The organism is Ruegeria sp. YTSA105 (assembly GCF_059610225.1).
Map to the genome: position 1 here is coordinate 61,188 of NZ_JBXWNE010000016.1, position 22,294 is coordinate 83,481.

A 22,294-nucleotide genomic window follows, 5' to 3' on the forward strand; every position below is an offset into this window, starting at 1 on the left:
TTGCGCCCACCAAGAAATGTTGTCTACGCTTGGGGTGAAACGCCCAGACAGGAGAGCGGATTGGCCATTGGTGCCCTGAACCCACCGCAAAATGAAACGCCCCAGCGGGAAGCGTTTGTTGAATTTCCAGACAATCGGTTATTGATAGATCTTTGCGGCGAATATGACCGCAACCTGACCGAAATCGAACAGAAGCTGACCGTGCAGATCGTGCGCCGTGGCAACCAACTGGTTGTCATGGGTGACGACGAATCCCAAAAACAGGCGATCGAAGTTCTGCAAGCGCTGTATACCCGCCTGGAAGGTGGTCGTGACGTAGAAGCAGCGGATGTAGACCGCGAACTTCGCATGGGCGGGTCGGAGACAGGAACCGGCAGCCGGGATGGCGATCAGCTTGAGATGTTCAAGGGTGGTTCGGTTGAGATCAAAACCCGCAAAAAGCTGGTCGAGCCGCGTACTGACGCCCAGAAGGTCTATGTTCAGTCCTTGTTCAACAATGAGCTGGCCTTTGGCATAGGTCCGGCGGGCACAGGTAAGACCTATCTGGCCGTGGCCGTTGGCGTATCGATGTTTATCGGCGGGCATGTCGACCGCATCATCCTCAGTCGTCCCGCCGTCGAAGCGGGCGAAAAGCTGGGATATCTACCTGGCGACATGAAGGACAAGGTCGATCCCTATATGCAGCCGCTCTATGATGCGCTGAATGATTTTTTGCCCGGGAAACAACTGGCCAAGCTGATCGAGGAAAAGCGCATCGAGATTGCACCTCTGGCGTTCATGCGTGGCCGTACGCTCGCGAACGCCTTCGTTGTGCTGGATGAGGCGCAGAACGCCACGACCATGCAGATGAAAATGTTCCTGACCCGTTTGGGCGAAGGCAGCCGCATGGTCATAACAGGCGACCGGTCACAGGTTGACCTGCCGCGCGGAGTTCAGTCGGGATTGGCGGATGCAGAACGGCTGTTGAGCACGATACCAAATATCAGCTTCAACTATTTCACCTCCAAGGATGTTGTCCGGCACCCACTTGTCGCCGCGATCATCGAAGCGTATGAGGCCGATACGGGCCGTGAAACGGGTTGATCTTCTGGGTCCCGGTATCGGGATTTTGGACATGGTGGCATGAACCTGGAACTATCGGTTGAAGACCCGCGCTGGGACGGGCTCGAATTTTTGGCAGAGCGCGCCACAAGGGCGGTTTTGGATCATTGCGATCTTGATGCGGACCAGTGTGAGGTTAGCCTGCTGGGATGCGACGATGCACGGATCGCCCAGTTGAACACGGAATTCCGCGAAAAGGCGTCACCGACCAATGTGCTTAGCTGGCCAGCCGAAGATTTGGCTGCGGACTCCGCCGGGCAGACTCCGATACTCCCTGAACCCGATTTCTCAGGGGAAATTGCTCTGGGCGATATCGCGATTTCTTATGATACTTGTGCTCGCGAGGCGGCGGAGGCAGGGAAAAACATGGATGATCATGTCACACATCTGATTGTTCATGGCCTGTTGCATTTGCTGGGTTATGATCACATTCGTGATCTCGACGCCACGCTGATGGAGGGTGTTGAGGTGGAGATACTTGGCAAACTGGGTATTGATAACCCATATAATGCTTAGAACGAGCCTTTCGGCTTATCATTTGGAATGGGAAAATGGGCGAAACAGACGGCAGTTCTATGGCGGCGCAGGGCGCGCAACCGAAGGACGGCAACGAAAATTTCACTGAGAGACCAGGACTTTTCTCTCGAATAGTGGATGCGTTCTCAACGCAGAGTGAAGACTCGGCTTCTGAGGTCAATGGGCAAGAGGTCGATCCGGCTCAACCTCGCGGCATGATTAACCTGCGCCGGATGCGGGTCGAGGATGTGGCGATTCCCACGGTCGAGATCGTGTCAGTACCGTCGACGATATCCAAAGATGAGCTGGCCCAGGTTTTCCGGGAAAGCGGTCTGTCCAGGATACCTGTATATGAAGGAACGCTGGATACGCCTTTGGGTTTTATCCACCTGAAAGATTTCGCGTTGACGCACGGGTTCAACGGCGGCTCGACTGAGTTTGATCTGGTGTCGATGTTGCGGACATTGCTGTTCGTGCCGCCTTCGATGCCGATCGGTGTGCTGATGACCAAAATGCAAACCGAGCGCCGCCACATGGCATTGGTGATCGACGAATATGGTGGTGTCGACGGGTTGCTGACGATCGAAGACCTGATCGAACAGGTTGTTGGTGAGATCGCGGACGAACATGATGCGGATGAAAGCCAACTTTGGGTTCAGGAAAAACCTGGATGTTATGTGGTGCAGGCGCGGATACCCCTTGAAGATTTCGAAGCCGAGATCGGGCGATCCTTGACCAGCCACGAGGATGTCGATGAGGAAGAGATCGACACGCTTGGCGGGTTGGTCTTCATGTTGTCCGGACGGGTTCCGGCACGAGGAGAGGTTGTTCTGCATCCGGAAGGGCCTGAATTTGAGGTGATTGATGCGGATCCACGGCGCATCAAACGGCTGCGTGTCATGCTGCCGGATATCGTTGCATGAACCTGATACGGGCTTGGCCCATTTGGCTTAGATTTGTCCTTTCTGGTTTGTTGGGAGGGCTGGCTGCATTTGGTCTGGCTCCCTTTGGGTATTGGGTGGCTTCTGTATTGGCGTTGGTGTTGGTCGCACCGATATTTCAGAGCACCGAGACACGTGCGCGTGCGGCGTGGATCGGTTGGGCGTTTGGGACCGGGTATTTCGCCCATGCACTCAGCTGGATTGTCGAGCCGTTTCTGGTGGACGCCGATCGTCACGCTTGGATGGCTCCGTTTGCTTTGGTCTTCATGGCTGGTGGTTTGGCGCTGTTCTGGGCGCTGGCATTCTGGGTTGCTCGCAGGCCCGGCGCGCGCGGGGTTTCACAAGCGTTGTTTCTCGCCGTGGCAATTTCGTTGGCGGAATGTGCCCGCGGTTATGTTCTGACCGGGTTCCCCTGGGCCGGGCTGGCGCAGGTCTGGGTCGAGACCCCTGTTGCGCAGCTACTGTCACTTTTTGGGCCTTACGGGCTTGGGGCGCTGACCTTGGTGGCGACACTGCCACTAGGGGCGGCTTTGGCGCTGCGTTCCGGAGTATTCGTGCCCTTGGGCATCAGTGTGGCATCGGTCGCATTGGCTTTGGGCTATGCAGGGACGCGGCCCGCTGTGGACGAAACGGGACATATCGTTCGCTTGGTTCAGCCCAATGCGTTGCAACATCAGAAATGGGATCCAGAGTTTGCACCTCTGTTCTTCGCACGTCAGATCGAGTTTACTGCCGCCGAACCACAGCCTGACCTGATTGTTTGGCCTGAAACCTCGGTTCCCGCCTGGCTGGGCAGCGCGCAGCCGTATCTGGATGCCATCGCCGAGGCGGCGCAAGGCACGCCGGTTGTTCTGGGAATTCAACGAGGCGACGGGCCGCGAATCTACAACTCGATGATCTACCTTGATGTGGATGGGGCTCAGCAGGGGCTGTACGACAAACATCATCTGGCGCCTTTTGGCGAATATGTTCCGTTTGGCGACGTGATGGCGCGGTTCGGGATCTATGGCATGGCTGCAACCACCGGACATGGGTTCAGCGCCGGGTCGGGGGCGGCGCTGCTGGATGCAGGCCCATTGGGTAAAGCGCTGCCGTTGATCTGCTACGAAGCTGTGTTTACCCAGGATGTCCTATCCGCGCCGGGGCGCGCTGATTTCCTTCTGCAAATCACCAATGATGCGTGGTTCGGAACGCGCTCGGGACCGTATCAGCACCTGGCTCAGGCACAGATGCGTGCCATCGAGCAGGGGCTGCCCATGATGCGTTCGGCCAATACCGGCGTCTCCGCCATGATTGACCCGCTGGGCCGGATCACCGAGGCCCTGCCACTTGGGCAGGCGGGCTATATTGATGCCGGACTTCCGGCGCCTCATTCTCCGACGGCTTATTCCCGAATGGGGGATAATCCTGTCTTTGCCGTGTTATTGGTGCTGTTTGGCCTGTTATGGTATGGACTGCGGCGGCGAAACCTATGATTTCGCATTGACCCTCAGTTTCGGGGGGCTTATCCCCTCTTGTGCCCATCACAACGGCTTCCTGGCGTGACGGGGTAATTTCAATGGAGCACTTGCATGTCCCGACAGAACTATACCTTTACTTCGGAATCCGTTTCCGAAGGGCATCCGGATAAGGTTTGTGACCGTATTTCCGACGCCGTACTAGACGCATTTCTGAACGAAGAACCCGAGGCACGCGTTGCGTGCGAGACCTTTGCGACAACGGATCGCGTGGTGATCGGCGGCGAAGTGGGGCTGTCTGATCAGGACAAGCTGCATGACTATATGGGCCGCATCGACGAGATCGCCCGCGCCTGTATCAAGGATATCGGCTATGAGCAGGATAAGTTCCACCACGAGACGGTAGAAGTTACGAACCTGCTGCATGAGCAATCTGCACATATTGCGCAGGGCGTAGATGCGTCGGGTGACAAGGACGAAGGTGCTGGTGATCAGGGCATCATGTTCGGCTATGCTACCACCGAGACACCCGCGCTTATGCCTGCGCCGATCCAGTATTCCCACGCAATCCTGCGCCGTCTGGCCGAGGTGCGCAAGAACGGGACCGAGCCTGCGCTGGGCCCGGATGCGAAATCGCAGCTGTCAGTGATCTACCAGGATGGCAAGCCGGTTGGCGTCAGCTCGATCGTTCTGTCGACCCAGCATCTGGATGAGACGCTGAGCTCGGCCGATATTCGCTCCATTGTTGAGCCGTATATCACCGAAACTCTGCCCGAGGGTTGGCTGACCGATCAGACCGATTGGCACGTCAACCCAACCGGCAAGTTCGTCATTGGCGGTCCGGACGGAGATGCGGGTCTGACCGGTCGTAAGATCATCGTGGACACTTATGGTGGTGCAGCGCCACATGGTGGCGGAGCGTTTTCGGGTAAAGACCCGACCAAGGTGGACCGTTCGGCGGCTTATGCCGCGCGCTATCTGGCCAAGAATGTCGTAGCCGCGGGAATGGCCGAGCGTTGCACGATCCAGCTGAGCTATGCCATTGGCGTTTCCCGGCCTCTGTCGATCTATGCGGATACGCATGGCACGGGGCAGATCGCGGATGATCGGATTGAAAAAGCCGTCGGCCAGGTGATGGACCTGACCCCACGCGGCATCCGTCAGCATCTGGAGCTGAACAAGCCGATCTATCAGCGCACAGCAGCCTATGGCCATTTTGGCCGCCAGCCGGAAGCGGATGGAGGTTTCAGCTGGGAGCGCACAGATCTAGCAGACGCGTTGAAAGCGGCGGTTTGATCTGACTGTTATCAATTGGTGCGCCCTTGCGGGCGCGCCTATTTCTTGGGAAATGGATGAGAGGCGGCGGCTATTCTGCTCTGCCGCCGCCCCTTGCCTCTGAGCCGTCCCCGCAGTATGGGCACCGCCATGAGCACCCAGACCCCCCAACGCCCCCGCAGAAACTTTTATGGCCGCTTCAAAGGCAAGACCCTGAAGCAAAGCCAAAAGACGTATCTAAGCGAAGACCTCGATGCGCTGTCTCCGGGTACTGTGGACTGGGAAAGCAATCCTGAACGCAGTCCGCTGGATCTGAAGGCCCTGTTCGGTGGCAAGGATGTCTGGCTTGAGATCGGCTTTGGCGGCGGCGAGCATCTGGTGCATCAGGCGGCCAGCAATCCCGATATCGGTATCATTGGGGCAGAACCCTATATCAACGGTGTCGCCATGCTGTTGGGTAAGATTCGCAAGGCTGGGGTCGAGAATCTGGCGGTGCATCCCGGCGATGCGCGCGATCTTTTTGATGTCTTGCCCGAAGCCAGCATATCACGCGCCTTTCTTCTGTACCCCGATCCCTGGCCCAAAACCCGGCATCACCGCCGTCGGTTCGTGACCCCAGAGCATCTGGAGCCGTTGGCGCGGTCGTTGAAACCGGGCGCGATCTTTCGCGTTGCAACAGATATTCCCGACTATGTCCGCCAAACGTTGGAAGAGGTGCCGGGCGCTGGTTTCGAATGGTTGGCGGAACGCCCCACCGATTGGCGTGAGCCTTGGGAAGACTGGATTTCCACGCGCTATGAGCAGAAGGCCCTGCGCGAAGGGCGGACACCGCATTACCTGACCTTCCGCCGCAACGACTGATTGCGGCTGGACCAAGCGCCCCCAATTCGCTAATCGGCTTGGGAACTGATAGCGAAAACAGGAGCCCCCATGTCCGGACACGGCACGCCCATCCCGATGACCTCGCACCCTTGCGGTCCGCTGACCGGAGCGGCCGAGGTGCCTGGTGACAAGTCGATCTCGCACCGATCGCTGATCCTGGGCGCGATGGCCGTAGGTGAAACCCGGATCACCGGTCTGTTGGAGGGTGAGGACGTTCTGGACACCGCAAAGGCGATGCGTGCCTTTGGGGCTGAGGTGACAGATCACGGGGGTGGCGAATGGTCAGTCCATGGTGTGGGCGTCGGTGGCTTTGCCGAACCCGATCAGGTTATTGACTGCGGCAACTCGGGCACCGGCGTTCGGTTGATCATGGGTGCGATGGCGACCTCTGCGATTTCCGCGACATTCACGGGGGATGCCAGCCTCAACAAACGCCCTATGGCGCGGGTAACCGATCCTCTGGCGTTGTTTGGTGCGCAAGCTGTGGGACGCACCGGGGGGCGCCTACCTATGACGATTGTGGGTGCAGCAGACCCTGTCCCAGTAAAGTACGAGGTTCCTGTTCCCTCCGCACAGGTGAAATCTGCCGTTTTGTTGGCAGGTCTGAACGCACCGGGCAAGACCGTGGTGATTGAGGCCGAAGCGACCCGGGACCATTCCGAGCGGATGCTGGCCGGATTCGGGGCTGAAATCACGGTCGAGGATACCGATGAGGGGCGGGTGATCACCCTGACCGGTCGCCCTGAGTTGAAACCGCAGATCATCGTTGTGCCCCGTGATCCCTCCAGCGCGGCCTTTCCGGTCTGTGCTGCGCTGATCACGCCCGGATCTGATGTTCTGGTTCCAGGCATCGGCCTGAACCCGACCCGCGCGGGTCTGTTTACCACTCTGCGTGAGATGGGTGCTGACTTGACCTATGAAAATGAGCGCGAAGAGGGTGGTGAACCGGTCGCGGATCTACGTGCCCGGTATTCCCCCGATATGAAAGGAATCTCGGTTCCTCCGGAACGAGCGGCCTCGATGATTGACGAATACCCGGTTCTATCTGTGGTCGCGGCAAATGCCACAGGCACCACAATGATGGGTGGCGTAAAAGAACTGCGCGTCAAGGAAAGCGACCGTATTGATGCGATGGCCCGCGGCCTGCGCGTTAATGGCGTCACCGTCGATGAGGGCGATGATTGGTGGTCTGTGGATGGTTTGGGAATTGGCAATGTTCCCGGCGGCGGCACCTGTGAGAGCTTTCTGGATCACCGGATCGCGATGTCCTTTATGGTTATGGGTATGGGGGCGAAAAATCCGGTCGGAGTCGACGATGGCGGCCCGATCGCAACGTCTTTCCCGATCTTCGAACCGTTGATGGCTGGCCTTGGTGCGCGGCTGCAGCGAAACAACCGGTAAATGCGATGGCAGTTGCCAGTTTCACCATAGCAATCGATGGCCCGGCAGCAGCGGGGAAGGGCACGATTTCCAATGCCGTTGCCGCCCATTTCGGGTTTGCGCACCTCGATACCGGCCTGCTTTACCGTGCGGTTGGCCGCAGAACGCTGGAAGGTGCCGACCCGGTTAGTGCCGCGCAAACGCTGACGGCCGAGGACCTGGATCAGGGTGATCTGCGCACCACTGAAATCGCGCAAGCGGCCTCGAAAGTTGCAGTTATCCCCGAGGTGCGGGCTGCATTGGTCGATTTTCAGCGCGCCTTTGCGCGCCGCGCGGGCGGTGCGGTGTTGGACGGCCGTGATATCGGAACCGTTATTTGCCCGCGGGCCGAGGTGAAACTGTTTGTCACCGCCAGCGCCGAAGTGCGCGCTGAGAGACGGTTTCTGGAACTGGACGCCAAGGGCCATGAGGTGACACGCGCACAGGTGTTGGCCGATGTGCGAGAGCGGGACGCTCGGGATGCCGAACGCAGCACGGCACCTATGAAGCCAGCTGAGGATGCGGTCATACTGGATACCTCGGACCTGAGCATTGACGCTGCTCTTGCCCGCGCGATTGAGGTCATCGAACCAGTTCTGCCCTAGGGCCGTTTGCCAGAGCAAACACAACTTTGTTCACTAAGCTTTGTTTGGCCAGCGCCCGAGGCGTCGATTACCTTTGTATCGACATCTGCCGGAGGTAATCGATGTTCCGCCTTATTTTGATTTTTACCTTTCTCGCCAGTGCGCTTGCAGCGCAAGAGGCAGAACCGCCAATGACCTACGAGCGTTTGGGCAAGATATTGTTTGCGCTTGACCCCGAGACAGAGCCTCTTGGGCCAGGCTTTCAGCTTACCATCGCGGAGGTTCCCGTTCTGGTGATTACTGACGTCAATGCGGACCGGATGCGGGCCATGGTGTCGATCCAAAGTGTCGAAGATCTGAGTGCTCAGGACATGCAACGGATGATGCAGGCGAATTTCGACAGTACCCTGGATGCGCGATATGCGATTGCCAATGGCACCTTGTGGGCTGCGTTCATCCACCCCTTATCGCGGCTGGAAAGGGATCAGTTGATCTCGGGGCTGGCCCAGACGGTGAACATCGCCAACACCTACGGCACCTTGTATTCCAGCGGAGTTGCGGAATTTGGCGGCGGCGATAGCAATGATCTTCAGCGCGCTCTGATCGAAGAGCTTCTGAAAAAAGGCGAGGATATCTGACGCAGGGCCGGTACTTGCGCATCTCCTTTCTCGCAGCATCCACCATCCTAAAGAAAGTCGCGCAGTGGCGAGCGGCCTGTGTTGCCGGGTCTGATGACCCGACATGTATGTAGGTTCGGCCGTCATAGTGCCTAGCTGGATGCAGGAAAGCTGTTATAGTTTCTCTCAGGCAAAAAGGGAAAGCTGCTTTACAAGCCCCAAAATCAAAAAGGGCAGGCGGCTAAAAAAACCCAAAACCAACAGGGACAGAAAATATGAATAATCGTTTGCGCAAGATCACCATTGTGGGTGGCGGCACGGCAGGTTGGATGACCGCGCTGATCCTGGAAATGGTGTTTTCACGCACGTCAGCACCCAAGGATCGCCCGCGTATCTGCCTGATCGAAAGCCCCAATATCTCGACTGTGGGCGTCGGCGAGGCCACCGTTCCACGGATGCCGGTCACGCTGCGCCAGGCCGGCATTTCAGAGCGGGATTTCTTCCGTGAGACCAACGCCTCGTTCAAGCTGGGCGTGAAGTTTTGTAATTGGAACAAGGACGCCAAGGGCAATCGCATTGATTACGTGAACCCTTTTGCGCATGGCCAGTTGTTAGAGGGGTTAGAGCCCGCGGAATACTTCCTGCGCTTTGGCAATGGCGATAGGGATTTCACGCAGTCCATCTCGCCCCATGATGATCTGGCGCGCCTGTGCAAAGGTGGGCGGCCACTGGGTCAGCCAGAGTTTGAGCAGCGGTTCGGCTATGCCTATCATCTGGATGCTGTGAAGTTTGCAGGCATGTTGACCAGGGTTTGCACCAAGCGCGGCGTTGAGCACATCCAGGACGAGGTGAAATCGGTCGAGCTGGATGAGCAGGGCAATGTCAGTCATCTGATGCTGGAAAAGAAAGGCCGCCATGACATTGAGATGGTCGTGGATTGCACCGGGTTTCGCGGCTTGATTATCAACAAGGCGCTGGGCGAGCCATTCATGGATTATTCTGACTATCTGCCCAACGACCGCGCCATGGCGTTGCAGATCGAGCACCCGGATCCAGAAAAAATTGAAAGCGTCACACGGTCCACCGCACTTGGTGCGGGGTGGACCTGGCGGGTGCCGCTCTTTAACCGTGTGGGCACGGGCTATGTCTACTCATCCGCGCATCGCACGGATGAACAGGCGGCGGATGAATACCTCGAATGGCTGGGCGATAGCGGCAAAGGTGCGACGCCGCGTGTGATCCCGATGCGTATCGGACGAGTGCGCAATGCCTGGGTCAAGAATTGTGTGGCGATCGGACTGGCCGGAGGGTTCATCGAACCGCTGGAAAGTACAGCGATCCACATGATTGATCATGCGGTGCGCTGGTTCGCCGAGCATCTGCCCACGCGGGACATCGAACCGTCGCTGCGGGCGAGATATAACAAGCAAATGGACAAGCTCTATGACGAGGTTCTGGATTTCATTTGTCTGCACTACCGCTTGGGCAACCGCACGGATGATCAATATTGGATCGACGCGCGGACCGAAATGAAGATACCGGATCGGCTGGCCGAGAACCTTGAGCTGTGGCAGCACCGCCTGCCTTTGGAACGAGATATCGAGTTTGCAACGCTTTTCGATTTCCGCGTCTATCAAACGGTTCTTTTGGGTAAGCAGGTCTATGATACGGGCTATGGTGCCGGCATCCGCGATCGCTTGCGGCCGTTGAAGAAACCGATCTGGTTCCAGTGGTGGAAAGGCGCGAAAGTGGATCTTGCGCAGATACTCAGATCAATGCCTGATCACAAAACCCTGCTGCGCGATATCCGGGGCGAGCTAGAGCGCCCGGCCTTTGGAAAGGCCGCAGCAGCGAAGCCAACAGTCGCGATGCCGGGCGCGGCCCCGGTACCTTTGGCGGTCCAGAACATGCCGAATTTTGCCGAAATCCAAAGCGGCTCAAAAGATCTGCAACTGTTTTAGGCGCTCTGTCCTTTCGGAGCTGAAGAAGAATACAAATCGACCCGACCTCAGCCATGCAAGGCTGGGGTTTGCGTGTTATTTTGTGATACGCACGGTAAAACTTGCAGCGCCTGTGCGAACCCGTTATAGAGCGCGCGTCGACAAGGCGATTTGAGCCATAAAACAATGAGACGAGCAGGGTCGGACCAACCGGCCCTCTTTGTTTTGCGGTATATGTCAGGTCGTCTGACCAATCCACGAAGACCGGCGGAGACAACCGCTCGGCCAGCAAAAACGTATGTAAAGGAAAACACTGCCAGATGGCTGATACAACCATGGAGGAATTCGAAGCCCTCCTGAATGAAAGCTTCGAAATGGACACGCCCGAAGAGGGTTCTGTTGTCAAAGGTAAGGTTCTGGCGATCGAAGCCGGCCAAGCCATCATCGACGTCGGCTACAAAATGGAAGGCCGCGTTGATCTGAAAGAATTCGCAAATCCTGGCGAAGCCCCTGAAATCACTGTTGGTGACGAGGTTGAAGTTTACCTGCGCGCCGCAGAAAACGCCCGTGGCGAAGCTGTCATCTCACGTGAGATGGCCCGCCGTGAAGAGGCATGGGACCGTCTGGAAAAAGCATATGCCGACGACCAGCGCGTCGAAGGTGCAATCTTTGGTCGCGTCAAAGGTGGCTTCACCGTCGATCTGGGTGGTGCAGTTGCGTTCCTGCCCGGCTCGCAGGTTGACGTGCGCCCCGTACGCGACGCTGGCCCTCTGATGGGTCTGAAGCAGCCGTTCCAGATTCTGAAAATGGACCGTCGCCGTGGCAACATCGTTGTTTCGCGCCGCGCAATCCTGGAAGAATCGCGTGCCGAACAGCGCGCCGAGGTTATCGGCAACCTGACCGAAGGTCAGACCGTCGAAGGCGTCGTCAAGAACATCACCGAATACGGTGCGTTTGTTGACCTGGGCGGCGTTGACGGCCTGCTGCACGTCACCGACATGGCATGGCGCCGTGTGAACCACCCGTCCGAGATCCTGACGATCGGCGAGACCATCAACGTTCAGGTCATCAAGATCAACAAAGAGACCCACCGCATCAGCCTGGGCATGAAGCAGCTGCAGGAAGATCCGTGGGATCTGGTTGCAGCCAAGTATCCGCTGAGCTCGGTTCATCAGGGTCGCGTCACCAACATCACCGACTACGGCGCGTTCGTCGAGCTGGAAGCCGGTGTCGAAGGTCTGGTGCACGTGTCCGAGATGTCCTGGACCAAGAAAAACGTCCACCCCGGCAAGATCGTTTCGACCAGCCAGGAAGTCGACGTCATGGTTCTGGAAATCGATGGCGCCAAGCGTCGCGTGTCTCTGGGCCTGAAGCAGACTCAGCGCAACCCGTGGGAAGTGTTTGCAGAAACACACCCCGAGGGCACCGAAGTCGAAGGCGAAGTCAAGAACATCACCGAATTCGGTCTGTTCATTGGCCTCGAAGGCGACATCGACGGCATGGTTCACCTCAGCGATCTGTCCTGGGACGAGCGTGGCGAGGATGCCATCCAGAACTACCACAAGAACGACGTGGTACAGGCCGTTGTGTCTGAAGTGGATGTCGAGAAAGAGCGTATCTCGCTGTCGATCAAAGCCCTGGGCGGTGACAAGTTCGCCGAAGCCGTGGGCGGCGTGAAGCGTGGCTCGATCATCACCGTTGAGGTCACCGCGATCGAAGATGGCGGCATCGAGGTCGAGTACGAAGGTATGAAGTCGTTCATCCGTCGTTCCGACCTGAGCCGTGACCGTGCCGAACAGCGCCCAGAGCGTTTCTCGGTCGGTAACAAGGTCGACGTCCGCGTCACCAATGTCGACAGCAAGACCCGTCGTCTGGGTCTGTCGATCAAGGCACGTGAGATCGCCGAAGAGAAAGAGGCCGTGGAACAGTACGGTTCTTCCGACTCGGGCGCATCGCTGGGCGATATCCTGGGTGCAGCGCTGAAGTCGGGCGACTAAGTCCGAGCCTCAGTCAAGCCGAATTTACGGCCCCGTGTGAAAGCGCGGGGCCGTTTTTGTTGCGAATCAACATGTTCGCATTTTCAGGCTAATTGGGTCTTAGGTTCATACATTTGTCAGGCAAATTACATGAACTGGCAAAAAATCGCGTTACTTAACTGTAATTTTCAACCTTTGCCCGCAGAGTTTACGTTCCCCCGAACCCAGTTTTTTCCTATACTGTTCAGAATAATAGGCATGGTTAACCGGTCGCCTGGGAGGGTAACGCACATGATCCGTTCAGAACTGATTCAGAAAATCGCCGACGAGAACCCGCATCTTTATCAGCGTGACGTCGAGCGAATCGTGAATACCGTGTTCGAAGAAGTAACGAATGCGATGGCGCGAGGGGATCGGGTTGAACTGAGAGGCTTTGGGGCGTTTTCAGTGAAACAGCGCGATGCCCGTGTGGGTCGTAACCCGCGTACCGGCGAAACTGTGCAGGTCGAAGAAAAATGTGTTCCGTTTTTCAAAACTGGCAAGTTGCTAAGGGACCGGTTGAACGGTAAAGCCTAGGCCATGATGCGCTACCTTCGATATGCTTTTCTCGCGGTCCTCGGGATCGTCTTGATTTCAGTCTCTCTGGCCAACCGCGAAGCGGTTGAGCTGACGCTTATTCCCTCGGCTATAGCCGATTTGCTTGGCTTCAATTTCAGCGCCTCGTTGCCGCTGTTCGTGGTGGTTCTGGGTGGCATCGTCGCTGGCCTGGTCATTGGCTTTCTTTGGGAATGGCTGCGCGAGCACAAGCACCGCCGCGATGCTACCGCCAGCAAAGGTGAAGTGCGCAAGCTTGAGCGTGAGGTCAAGAAGCTCAAGAAAGCGCAGAACGAAGGACAGGACGAAGTTCTCGCCCTGTTGGATGAGGCCAGCTGAGGCCCGGAATGTCGGATGTAGCGGTTAAAATCTGCGGCCTGACTGCACAAGATCACGTGCGCGCAGCAGCTGATGCGGGTGCGCGGTATCTTGGTTTCAACTTCTTTCCGAAATCGCCTCGATATGTTTCGCCTCAACAGGCAGCAGCTTTGTTCGAGCATGTCCCCGTTGGGGTTGCAAAGGTCGCCTTGGTTGTGAACGCCACGGATGAGTTGTTGGACAGTATCACCGCAGTCGCCCCTTTTGACATGTTGCAGCTGCATGGCTCAGAATCTGTCGAGCGGGTGCAGGAAATCAAGGCGCGCTATGGGTTGCCTGTTATCAAGGTGGTTGGTGTTGCAGATGCCGAAGACCTGGCCGCCATTGATACTTATTGCGATGTTGCCGATCAGTTGCTGATAGATGCCAAGGCGCCAAGGAGCTCGGTTCTGCCGGGTGGAAACGGGCTGGCGTTTGACTGGCGTTTACTGGCTGGGCGCAAATACTGGCGCAAGCCCTGGATGCTGGCCGGTGGGTTGAACCCCGGAAATGTGGCCGAGGCCATCCGTATGACGGGCGCGCGTCAGGTCGATGTCGCCTCAGGCGTGGAAAGTACACCGGGCATCAAGGATGCCGCGATGGTTCGTGCGTTTGTAGACGCTGCAATTCGGGCCGGCTGAGGTATCACATCTAAGGATTCCCATGTGCGTTTTGCCATGGCAAATCCCGCCGCTACCTCCTATGAACAACGGGTACGACGATGGAGACACCCATGGCCAACGATCTTTTCAATTCCTTCATGTCCGGCCCAGACGAGCAGGGCCGTTTCGGCATTTTCGGCGGGCGTTTTGTCAGCGAAACGCTGATGCCGCTGATCCTGGCGCTGGAAGAGGAATATGAAAAGGCCAAGGACGATGCCTCATTTTGGGCCGAGATGGACGATCTGTGGGCCAACTATGTGGGACGCCCTTCGCCACTATATTATGCCGAGCGCCTGACCGAGCATCTGGGTGGCGCCAAAATCTATCTGAAGCGCGATGAGCTGAACCATACCGGCGCGCACAAGATCAATAACGTATTGGGCCAGATCATTCTGGCGCGGCGCATGGGCAAGACCCGGATCATTGCCGAGACCGGCGCCGGACAGCATGGCGTGGCCACAGCCACCGTTTGCGCCAAGTTCGGTTTGAAATGCGTGGTCTATATGGGCGCGCATGATGTGCAGCGACAGGCCCCGAACGTGTTCCGCATGCGCCTGCTGGGGGCCGAAGTGATCCCTGTGACGTCAGGTCGTGGCACATTGAAAGACGCGATGAACGATGCGTTACGTGACTGGGTGACCAACGTGCGCGATACGTTTTATTGCATCGGTACAGTTGCTGGCCCGCACCCGTATCCGGCGATGGTGCGCGACTTTCAGTCGATCATCGGCAAGGAAGCAAAGGAACAGATGCACAAGGCTGAGGGCCGTTTACCCGACACGCTCATCGCCGCCATCGGTGGTGGATCGAACGCAATGGGTCTGTTCTATCCGTTCCTGGATGATAAATCCGTCAACATCATCGGAGTCGAAGCCGGTGGTAAGGGCGTGAACGACAAGATGGAACATTGCGCTTCGCTGACCGGCGGCCGCCCCGGTGTTCTGCATGGCAACCGCACCTATCTGCTGCAGGATGATGACGGGCAAATCCTCGAAGGATACTCGATCTCGGCTGGTCTGGATTACCCGGGCATTGGCCCTGAACATTCATGGCTGAATGATATCGGCCGCGCGCAATATGTGTCGATCACCGACAAAGAGGCGCTTGAGGCGTTCCAGCTTTGCTGTGCAACCGAAGGCATCATCCCGGCGCTTGAACCTAGCCATGCGCTGGCTCATGTGATGAAGATCGCGCCGGATCTGCCCAAGGATCACCTGATCTGCATGAATATGTGTGGACGTGGTGACAAGGATGTTCAGACCGTGGCGAAATATCTGAACTTCGACATGTCGGATACCGAAGGTCGCAGCGCCGATTGACCAGGCGGTAAAATTTGAAATTTCTGACAAAAGCTGTGTGCCTTTGAACGGTGTGCAGCTTTGGTTTCCAGCCTGCGGCTTTTCGAATGTTGCGCAGCTGGGTAATTTTGTTGCGCACACGCCACAGGTGCATTTCCACCTCTCAGAATATCATTGAGCGAATCCTGCCCCTTCGCCTAAACCCGCCGTTACCGGTCAAAACGGGCCGGACCCTAGCGAGCAGAGGTGATCACTCTCTCGGTGCGGACGGCGCTGCCGAAACCGTATGCCAGGGCCGAAACCGGGGATTGGTACATGCTTTGTAGCTCAGGTGGAAGAGCGGCAGATGGCAAATCTGTGAGCGGAGGTTCGACTCCTTCCAAAGCTCCAAATGTAGCTCATTCTGGTTAGAGCAATCGACTGTTAATCGATGTGTAGCGGGTTCGAGTCCCGCCATTTGAACAAACGCTGTTAGGTCAGCACCGGCCTTCAACGCCGGTCCGTGAAAACGGTCCAAATCATTAAGGTCCGGGTGTTCCCCAGCAGGGGTGGCACCGCGCTACGTCAGGCTTTGGCCGGGCGGGGCAGGGGTCTTCGCTGCTCTGGTCTTGGGCCGGAGGGCAGATGACGGTGTCGCCGGATTGACGCCCCGCTTGATCCCTTGGGAACAGGCGGCGCATTGGTCCCGCGCCCCTCTCTCTGACCCTCTCGCAAAAGGGCACGGCGCGGGGGATGCCCGGTCTTTCACAGCCTTTATCCGAAGGCTTCACACCTGTCACCCAATCGGGGTGCAACCCACTGAAAACATGAAAAGGAGTTCGCTTTTGCGACGACGATAGAGCGAGACGAAAAGGAGAAATGAAATGACACTATTCCAAGATCTGATCGACCGGCTGACTGGTCATCAACGGCTGACCCTGACCGAGACCCTGCGGGTGCTGGTTTTGCGCAAGGGGGTAATTGACACCATCCTCGGCCCCGGGAAACACCGGCTGCCACGCAGGGATGTGCTGACCGAGCTGCACGATCTGGAGGCTCTCTTTTTCGTGTCGCCCTATGAGCGGGCGCTGATGCAGAACCGGCCCGAACTGGCCGAGGCGCACCTGACCGAGTTTCGGGCAGGGCCCAACGAGGTTCTGGTTCTGCTTCGGGATGGCGTGCCCGCTCGAGTGCTGATTCCCGAAGTACGGGCGCTAGTTTGGAAGGATGCCGGCCCCTGGGCCGTTGAGCAACACGCGCTGACCGAGTCCATGGTTGTGCACAAAGCAGTCGCGCAGCGGCTGGTTCGGGTGGGGCTGCAGATGCACCTGACGCGGGTCGAGATTGCCGAAGGGCATGTCGGTTTGCTGACGGTGGATGGCGTGCTGGTGGATCGGCTGAACCCCGGCGCTCATGCCTTCTGGAAGGTGGGCCGGAACGTCGAGGTCAAGCAGATCGACCTGCGGCAACGAACCCATGAGGTAACGGGTCAAGAGATACTGACCAAGGACCGGGTGACCATCCGGGTCAACCTCAGCGCCGATTACCGGGTCGTCGATCCGGTCAAGGCGATGGGGGCGGTGAAGGATTTTGATCAGGCCCTGCACCGGGCCCTGCAACTGGCGTTCCGGAAGACCCTTGGGTCGATGACGCTTGACCGGCTACTTGCCGAGAAGGTGGGCGTTGACACCGAGGCTGCAGATCGGGTGCGGACACAAATGGCCGGGATCGGCATCGAAGTGGGTGAGATCGCGTTGAAAGACGTCATCCTGCCCGGCGAGATGCGCGAAATCCTGACCGCCGTAGTCGCTGCCGAGAAACAGGCCGAGGCCAACGTCATCCGGCGGAGGGAAGAAACCAACGCCACGCGGTCTTTGCTGAACACCGCGAAAGTTATGGCGGAAAACCCGGTGATGCTGCGACTGAAAGAGCTGGAAGCGCTGGAAACCATCGCCGGCAAGGTCGAGCGGCTGACGGTTCATAACGGAACCGAGGGTCTGATGTCTGACCTTGTGAAATTGCGGGATTGATCCCGAATAAGGGCTGGTCCGGGTGATCCCGGGCCGGTCTGCCTAGTCCTGAACCGCGTGTTGGTTGAGAATGCGCAGAGGCACGATGTCCAGCGCCCGTTGATGTGTCGCCTCAAGATGAACCTTGGGCGCGCATCCTTCGTCATGGGCTTGCAGGAAGCGACCCGCACATAAACACCAGCTGTCACCGGCACGCAGCCCTGGAAAATTAAACTCGGGGCGCGGCGTGCTGAGGTCATTGCCGACATATTTCGAATAGGCCAGAAACTCGACCGTCATTACCGCGCAAACCGTGTGGCTGCCCTGATCCTCGGGGCAGGTATTGCAGGCGCCATCGCGAAAGAACCCAGTCAGCGGATCGCGGGAGCAAGGGGCGAGCACGCCCCCCAGAACATTTATGCTTTCCTGTTTCTGCATAAGAGCATCTTACAGGCTTTGCGCAATCTTGCGGAACATTTCTATGTTGATCTCATTCACGCCAGGGTCTCGAAACTTGCGATCGGCTCCGGTGGACACGATCAGCACCCCGCGCGGCTGGTCGAAATAGATATACTGACCATAGACGCCGCGGGCCATGAACTCGCCCTCATGCGCGCCCACGGGAATCCACCACTGATATCCATAGCCGATCTTGCCCGATGCGGTCGGGGCACTGGGCAGGACCGAAGCGGCGATCCATTCGGCCGGTACCAGTTGCTGCCCATCATGAACCCCGTTTTGCAGGATCATCTGACCGAAACGCGCATAGTCGCGGGTGGTGAAATTCAAGCCGCCCAGAACAAAGGCAACTCCGGCCCCGTCGGTCACGTAATAGCCATCCCGCTCCAGCCCAAGCGGCTGTACAATGCGCTCTGTAAGCAGTTCGGCCACGCTGCGACCGGTTGCTCCTCGGACCACCATACCGATAACATGGGTGTCGATTGACACGTATTTCCAGGTTTCTCCGGGTGTTGCGAAACTGTCCTGCAGCGAGGCGGCAAAATCGTCCAGTTCTCGGCCTAAGGCGACCACTCGACCCATCCGGTTGATGTCAGAATTGTAATCCAGATAATCCTCGTTGAAGGTCACACCGCTGGCCATGTTCAACACGTTGCGGATCGTCGTACCATCATAGGCCGTGCCTTGCAGTTTGGGTACGTATTGCACGACAGGATCGTCCAATGAGGCGATTGCGCCTTCGTCCAGCAATATGCCGAACAATGCAGAAAGATAGCTTTTGGCAACCGACCACGAAATGCGTCGATCGTCTGGTGTGGTGCCCAGATAGTATTCCTCAAACCGGATCTGCCCGCCCTGCATCACAAGCAAGGATGTGACCGACCGGTCTTCGATCCATTGATCCGTGCCTGCTGGCAGGTCAAACCCGGGCCCGTAAGGCAATTCCCATGTGGCCCCATCCCCGCGCGGCAAGTTGACGGTTTTGAAAGCTGCATCCATATGCGAGAAATTGTGAACGATCTTTTCGGGGGAAAACAATGAGTTCACCGCCATCAAGCGTTGAATTTCCTCGCGTTTCCAGAACCCGACAACAGCGGCTGCCAGCACAAGCATCAGCGCGATACGCAGCACCCATTTAAACAAAGCTCTCATTTGTCGCCTCCCATGATTGCCGGTATTGGAGCCTGCCCGGGAAAATTCCGCAATCCGGACGTAGGGGCAACGGCAAAGGGCGCTATTTGAACTTGTCCATCAGCTTCTGCATGGCAGACCTGCTGTCCCCGGCGGGTTCGGTAATGGTCTGGGCCGCTGGTTTTGGGTGCTCGGACGGTGACTTGGACGAACGCGGCGGTGCCGTTCGCAGGGCAACGGCGTTCATGAACTTACCGCCATCGCCATTGGCCAGGTGCCTTGCGCCATCTGCAACGCCGCGCAGGACATCTTCCAACCAGTCGCTGTCAGCCTTTGCGAAATCGCCCAAGACATATGGCGAAACCAATTCTTTCCGCCCGGGATGACCGATCCCAAGGCGCACCCGATCATAGGCTGGGCTGATATGTTCGTGGATCGACCGAAGCCCGTTGTGACCGGCATGGCCTCCACCTGCCTTGACGCGGACCTTACCCGGCGCCAGATCCAATTCATCATGTAGGACAGTGACGTCGGTCGAATCCAACTTGTAAAACCGCATGGCCTCGCCCACCGATTGACCGGACCGGTTCATGAAGGTCTGAGGCTTGATAAGCAAAACCTTTTCTTGACCAAGCCGCCCTTCGGCGATTTCGGCCTGAAATTTGGATTTCCAAGGACCAAAGCCGCAATCCTCGGCGATCCGGTCAACGGCCATAAAGCCAATATTGTGCCGGTTTCGAGCATATTTTGATCCGGGATTTCCCAGGCCGACAAACAGCTTCATCGTCATGTCCTTGTCTCAAGCGCGATATCGCAACTGGTTGATGGCACGGATCGGGGCCGATTTTCCAGCCCAACGGGCAAAAGAAAACGGGACCCCAATGGGGCCCCGTCACAAAAACCGAAACTTTGGGTCCGGCCTTATTCTTCTTCGCTTCCGACGACTTCGACTTCATCGGGTGCAACATCACCCTCTTCGCCCTCTTCGTCATCGCTTGTAGCCAGGCCGGTTGGGGCCGAGATGTTGGCGATCACAAAGTCACGGTCGATGGTCGGCTTGGTGCCAGCAGGCAGATCGACCGACGAGATGGTGACAACGTCGTTGATGTTCAGACCGGTCAGATCAACGGTGATCTTCTCAGGAATCTCACCAGCGGTACACATCAGCTCGACCTCAGGACGGACAACGGTCAGAACGCCGCCTTTCTTGATGCCGGGGGCCTCTTCCTCGTTGATGAAATCAACCGGAATAAACAGTGCGATCTTGGTGGTCCGACGCAGGCGCATCAGGTCCAGGTGGGTCGGCAGGTCTTTGACAACGTCACGCTGAACGTCGCGGCAGATGACGCGAACGTCTTCCTGGCCTTCAACCTTCAGGTTCCACAATGTCGACTTGAACCGGCCCGCTTTCAGGCGCTTGAACAGTTCGTTGAACGGGATCTGGATCGGCAGCGGCTCTTTGTCGCCACCAAAAACAATGCCCGGAACCATGCCGTCGCGGCGTGCCTGACGAGCGGCGCCCTTGCCTGTCCCCGTCCGTTCCAGAGCTACGAGATCAGGAATCTCTCCAGCCATGATATTTCTCCAATGTTAGGGCGGGTATCCTCCAAGGCTGTATACCCGCGTGAAGCCGCGTCCTTAGCTTGATTCATTGAGTTTGGAAAGGGGTTTTTGCAGCTCGTCTATTTTACGAGGCTCCGTCTCGCGCTCCGAAGTATTTTCGGCCAGATGGAGCAGGGAATCCTTTCTTCAACTGGCTCTAAATATATCGGGCGAGGCGGCCAAAGGGCGACTGGGGTAGAGCCCCATGCGCGCGATCAATCTGTCCAGCTCCCTCCGAAGTCTTTCGGGACAAGCAAATTGTGCCGGCCTAGATCGCTCACATTGCGTTCACCGCAAAGCGCCATGGTCGTATCAAGTTCTTTCTGAATGATCTCAAGTGCCGTGGTCACGCCTTTCTGGCCCATTGCGCCAAGACCGTAAACAAAGGCGCGCCCGATAAAGGTGCCCTTCGCGCCAAGTGCCAGTGCTTTCAGAACGTCCTGGCCAGATCGGATGCCACTGTCCAGATGCACTTCGATGTCGTTCCCGACAGCGTCCATAATCTCGGGCAGGACACGAATGGAACTGAGCGCCCCGTCCAACTGGCGTCCGCCGTGGTTTGAAACCACGATGGCATCGGCGCCCAGCTTGGCGGCCATCTTGGCATCCTCGGAATCCAGGATACCTTTGAGGATCACCTTGCCGCCCCATTGGTTCATCAGCTTTTCAACCTTGCCCCAATCCAGGCTGGGGTCGAATTGTTCCGCCGTCCATGTGCCCAGCGATCTTGTATCAGTGATATTATCAACATGGCCAACAATATTGCCGAAGTTCCGCCGTTTGGCGCTTAACATTTCGATGCCCCAGGCCCATTTTGTCATCAGATTGGCGATGGTCTTGGGCGTCAGCTTTGGCGGCGCGGACAGACCATTCTTTAGGTCCTTGTGGCGCTGCCCGAGTATTTGCAAGTCCAGGGTGATCACAAGGGCCGAACATTTTGCATCCTTGGCGCGTTGGATCAGTCGAGAGACATAGTCCTGGTCCTTCATGGTGTAGAGTTGGAACCAGAAGGGCGCAGTGGTGTTCTCGGCCACCTCCTCGATAGAATTGATTGACATCGTGGACAGGGTAAAGGGGACGCCAAAAGCCTCGGCTGCTTTGGCGGCTTTGATCTCACCATCCGCGTGCTGCATGCCGGTCAGACCAACGGGGGCAAGGGCAACAGGCATGGTAACATCCTGTCCGATCATCTGCGACGCCGTCGTGCGCCCGGTCATATCAACCGCTACTCGCTGGCGCAGGCGGATATCTTCGAAATCCGAGCTGTTATCGCGAAAGGTCTGCTCGGTCCAGCTGCCGCTTTCGGCATAGTCAAAGAACATGCGTGGGACGCGTCGTTCATAGATGTGTCTGAGGTCTTGGATATTGGTGATGACGGGCATGAGATGTGGCTTTCGAAAGATTGGTCCTTTTTCTTTACCAATTTTTCGAAAGCCTCGCAACGCCACGTTTCTGTGCGCAACGTTAGGTGCAATAGAAGAACCGCAGCCGGGTT

The 22,294-nt window shown here is 57.4% G+C and carries 21 protein-coding genes, 1 tRNA gene and 1 riboswitch; of the genes, 17 read left to right on the plus strand and 5 right to left on the minus strand.

Features of this window, described 5'->3' with window-relative positions:
- Window positions 1-60: 60 nt before the first annotated feature.
- The 17 genes from AC2FH2_RS17135 to AC2FH2_RS17215 all read left to right on the plus strand — a co-directional run bounded on the left by AC2FH2_RS17135 (window position 61) and on the right by AC2FH2_RS17215 (window position 17,628).
- A complete protein-coding gene (locus tag AC2FH2_RS17135; RefSeq protein ID WP_142639428.1) occupies window positions 61-1,083 on the plus strand; it encodes a PhoH family protein in 1,023 nt (340 codons plus the stop codon).
- Window positions 1,084-1,122: 39 nt separating this feature from the next.
- The gene (ybeY, locus tag AC2FH2_RS17140; protein ID WP_496824529.1) at window positions 1,123-1,617 is read left to right on the plus strand and encodes an rRNA maturation RNase YbeY; all 495 of its coding nucleotides are present in this window, start codon (window positions 1,123-1,125) and stop codon (window positions 1,615-1,617) included.
- 35 nt (window positions 1,618-1,652) lie between these two features.
- Window positions 1,653-2,540: a hemolysin family protein gene (locus tag AC2FH2_RS17145; protein WP_496824531.1), complete on the plus strand. Its 888-nt coding sequence runs from the start codon at window positions 1,653-1,655 to the stop codon at window positions 2,538-2,540.
- On the plus strand, window positions 2,537-4,033 hold the full coding sequence (lnt, locus tag AC2FH2_RS17150; protein ID WP_496690364.1) for an apolipoprotein N-acyltransferase: 1,497 nt from the start codon (window positions 2,537-2,539) through the stop codon (window positions 4,031-4,033). Before AC2FH2_RS17145 ends, lnt begins: the two co-directional genes overlap by 4 nt.
- Window positions 4,034-4,075: 42 nt before the next feature.
- Window positions 4,076-4,124, plus strand: a riboswitch (SAM-SAH riboswitch).
- Between the two features lie 5 nt (window positions 4,125-4,129).
- Window positions 4,130-5,311 (plus strand): methionine adenosyltransferase, encoded by a 1,182-nt coding sequence (gene metK / locus AC2FH2_RS17155; protein WP_271951582.1) that lies wholly within the window; start codon window positions 4,130-4,132, stop codon window positions 5,309-5,311.
- Window positions 5,312-5,440: 129 nt separating this feature from the next.
- Complete coding sequence (gene trmB, locus AC2FH2_RS17160) at window positions 5,441-6,151, plus strand: tRNA (guanine(46)-N(7))-methyltransferase TrmB (protein WP_496824534.1); 711 nt, start codon at window positions 5,441-5,443, stop codon at window positions 6,149-6,151.
- 69 nt (window positions 6,152-6,220) lie between these two features.
- Window positions 6,221-7,573, plus strand: coding sequence for a 3-phosphoshikimate 1-carboxyvinyltransferase (aroA, locus tag AC2FH2_RS17165; RefSeq protein WP_496690362.1), 1,353 nt, complete (start codon window positions 6,221-6,223; stop codon window positions 7,571-7,573).
- Window positions 7,574-7,578: 5 nt separating this feature from the next.
- Window positions 7,579-8,196: a (d)CMP kinase gene (locus AC2FH2_RS17170; protein WP_496707660.1), complete on the plus strand. Its 618-nt coding sequence runs from the start codon at window positions 7,579-7,581 to the stop codon at window positions 8,194-8,196.
- Between the two features lie 101 nt (window positions 8,197-8,297).
- Window positions 8,298-8,813: a hypothetical protein gene (locus AC2FH2_RS17175; RefSeq protein WP_496824536.1), complete on the plus strand. Its 516-nt coding sequence runs from the start codon at window positions 8,298-8,300 to the stop codon at window positions 8,811-8,813.
- A gap of 254 nt (window positions 8,814-9,067) precedes the next feature.
- Window positions 9,068-10,753, plus strand: a complete 1,686-nt coding sequence (locus AC2FH2_RS17180) for a tryptophan halogenase family protein (RefSeq protein ID WP_142639447.1) — start codon at window positions 9,068-9,070, stop codon at window positions 10,751-10,753.
- 299 nt (window positions 10,754-11,052) lie between these two features.
- The gene (gene rpsA, locus AC2FH2_RS17185; RefSeq protein ID WP_142639449.1) at window positions 11,053-12,729 is read left to right on the plus strand and encodes a 30S ribosomal protein S1; all 1,677 of its coding nucleotides are present in this window, start codon (window positions 11,053-11,055) and stop codon (window positions 12,727-12,729) included.
- Between the two features lie 270 nt (window positions 12,730-12,999).
- Window positions 13,000-13,284: an integration host factor subunit beta gene (ihfB, locus tag AC2FH2_RS17190; RefSeq protein WP_271951590.1), complete on the plus strand. Its 285-nt coding sequence runs from the start codon at window positions 13,000-13,002 to the stop codon at window positions 13,282-13,284.
- 6 nt (window positions 13,285-13,290) lie between these two features.
- Window positions 13,291-13,641, plus strand: a complete 351-nt coding sequence (locus AC2FH2_RS17195) for a lipopolysaccharide assembly protein LapA domain-containing protein (protein ID WP_271951622.1) — start codon at window positions 13,291-13,293, stop codon at window positions 13,639-13,641.
- Between the two features lie 8 nt (window positions 13,642-13,649).
- Window positions 13,650-14,300 carry a phosphoribosylanthranilate isomerase gene (locus AC2FH2_RS17200; RefSeq protein WP_496824538.1) on the plus strand — a complete coding sequence of 217 codons (651 nt, stop codon included), beginning with the start codon at window positions 13,650-13,652 and terminating at the stop codon, window positions 14,298-14,300.
- Window positions 14,301-14,392: 92 nt separating this feature from the next.
- Window positions 14,393-15,640, plus strand: a complete 1,248-nt coding sequence (gene trpB, locus AC2FH2_RS17205; RefSeq protein WP_142639455.1) for a tryptophan synthase subunit beta — start codon at window positions 14,393-14,395, stop codon at window positions 15,638-15,640.
- Window positions 15,641-16,006: 366 nt separating this feature from the next.
- A tRNA-Asn gene (locus AC2FH2_RS17210) sits at window positions 16,007-16,081 on the plus strand.
- A 401-nt stretch (window positions 16,082-16,482) separates the two neighbouring features.
- Window positions 16,483-17,628: a slipin family protein gene (locus AC2FH2_RS17215; protein WP_496824540.1), complete on the plus strand. Its 1,146-nt coding sequence runs from the start codon at window positions 16,483-16,485 to the stop codon at window positions 17,626-17,628.
- A 42-nt stretch (window positions 17,629-17,670) separates the two neighbouring features.
- Here the strand turns inward: AC2FH2_RS17215 and AC2FH2_RS17220 are convergent, their stop codons facing one another.
- From AC2FH2_RS17220 to AC2FH2_RS17240, 5 genes are all read right to left on the minus strand, one after another.
- On the minus strand, window positions 17,671-18,045 hold the full coding sequence (locus AC2FH2_RS17220; protein WP_142639459.1) for a DUF2237 family protein: 375 nt from the start codon (window positions 18,043-18,045) through the stop codon (window positions 17,671-17,673).
- A gap of 9 nt (window positions 18,046-18,054) precedes the next feature.
- Window positions 18,055-19,218, minus strand: a complete 1,164-nt coding sequence (locus AC2FH2_RS17225) for a serine hydrolase domain-containing protein (protein WP_496703561.1) — start codon at window positions 19,216-19,218, stop codon at window positions 18,055-18,057.
- Window positions 19,219-19,300: 82 nt separating this feature from the next.
- The gene (gene pth / locus AC2FH2_RS17230; protein WP_142639462.1) at window positions 19,301-19,981 is read right to left on the minus strand and encodes an aminoacyl-tRNA hydrolase; all 681 of its coding nucleotides are present in this window, start codon (window positions 19,979-19,981) and stop codon (window positions 19,301-19,303) included.
- Between the two features lie 137 nt (window positions 19,982-20,118).
- Window positions 20,119-20,772: a 50S ribosomal protein L25/general stress protein Ctc gene (locus tag AC2FH2_RS17235; RefSeq protein ID WP_142639464.1), complete on the minus strand. Its 654-nt coding sequence runs from the start codon at window positions 20,770-20,772 to the stop codon at window positions 20,119-20,121.
- Between the two features lie 242 nt (window positions 20,773-21,014).
- On the minus strand, window positions 21,015-22,181 hold the full coding sequence (locus AC2FH2_RS17240; RefSeq protein ID WP_496824542.1) for an alpha-hydroxy acid oxidase: 1,167 nt from the start codon (window positions 22,179-22,181) through the stop codon (window positions 21,015-21,017).
- Between the last annotated feature and the right edge of the window lie 113 nt (window positions 22,182-22,294).

Coding starts and splice junctions, on each gene's coding strand:
- ybeY (WP_496824529.1), top strand. CDS start 1,123: ATGAACCTGGAACTATCGGTTGAAGACCCGCGCTGGGACGGGCTCGAA.
- AC2FH2_RS17145 (WP_496824531.1), top strand. CDS start 1,653: ATGGGCGAAACAGACGGCAGTTCTATGGCGGCGCAGGGCGCGCAACCG.
- lnt (WP_496690364.1), top strand. CDS start 2,537: ATGAACCTGATACGGGCTTGGCCCATTTGGCTTAGATTTGTCCTTTCT.
- metK (WP_271951582.1), top strand. CDS start 4,130: ATGTCCCGACAGAACTATACCTTTACTTCGGAATCCGTTTCCGAAGGG.
- trmB (WP_496824534.1), top strand. CDS start 5,441: ATGAGCACCCAGACCCCCCAACGCCCCCGCAGAAACTTTTATGGCCGC.
- aroA (WP_496690362.1), top strand. CDS start 6,221: ATGTCCGGACACGGCACGCCCATCCCGATGACCTCGCACCCTTGCGGT.
- AC2FH2_RS17170 (WP_496707660.1), top strand. CDS start 7,579: ATGGCAGTTGCCAGTTTCACCATAGCAATCGATGGCCCGGCAGCAGCG.
- AC2FH2_RS17175 (WP_496824536.1), top strand. CDS start 8,298: ATGTTCCGCCTTATTTTGATTTTTACCTTTCTCGCCAGTGCGCTTGCA.
- AC2FH2_RS17180 (WP_142639447.1), top strand. CDS start 9,068: ATGAATAATCGTTTGCGCAAGATCACCATTGTGGGTGGCGGCACGGCA.
- rpsA (WP_142639449.1), top strand. CDS start 11,053: ATGGCTGATACAACCATGGAGGAATTCGAAGCCCTCCTGAATGAAAGC.
- ihfB (WP_271951590.1), top strand. CDS start 13,000: ATGATCCGTTCAGAACTGATTCAGAAAATCGCCGACGAGAACCCGCAT.
- AC2FH2_RS17195 (WP_271951622.1), top strand. CDS start 13,291: ATGCGCTACCTTCGATATGCTTTTCTCGCGGTCCTCGGGATCGTCTTG.
- AC2FH2_RS17200 (WP_496824538.1), top strand. CDS start 13,650: ATGTCGGATGTAGCGGTTAAAATCTGCGGCCTGACTGCACAAGATCAC.
- trpB (WP_142639455.1), top strand. CDS start 14,393: ATGGCCAACGATCTTTTCAATTCCTTCATGTCCGGCCCAGACGAGCAG.
- AC2FH2_RS17215 (WP_496824540.1), top strand. CDS start 16,483: ATGACACTATTCCAAGATCTGATCGACCGGCTGACTGGTCATCAACGG.
- AC2FH2_RS17220 (WP_142639459.1), bottom strand. CDS start 18,045: ATGCAGAAACAGGAAAGCATAAATGTTCTGGGGGGCGTGCTCGCCCCT.
- AC2FH2_RS17225 (WP_496703561.1), bottom strand. CDS start 19,218: ATGAGAGCTTTGTTTAAATGGGTGCTGCGTATCGCGCTGATGCTTGTG.
- pth (WP_142639462.1), bottom strand. CDS start 19,981: ATGAAGCTGTTTGTCGGCCTGGGAAATCCCGGATCAAAATATGCTCGA.
- AC2FH2_RS17235 (WP_142639464.1), bottom strand. CDS start 20,772: ATGGCTGGAGAGATTCCTGATCTCGTAGCTCTGGAACGGACGGGGACA.
- AC2FH2_RS17240 (WP_496824542.1), bottom strand. CDS start 22,181: ATGCCCGTCATCACCAATATCCAAGACCTCAGACACATCTATGAACGA.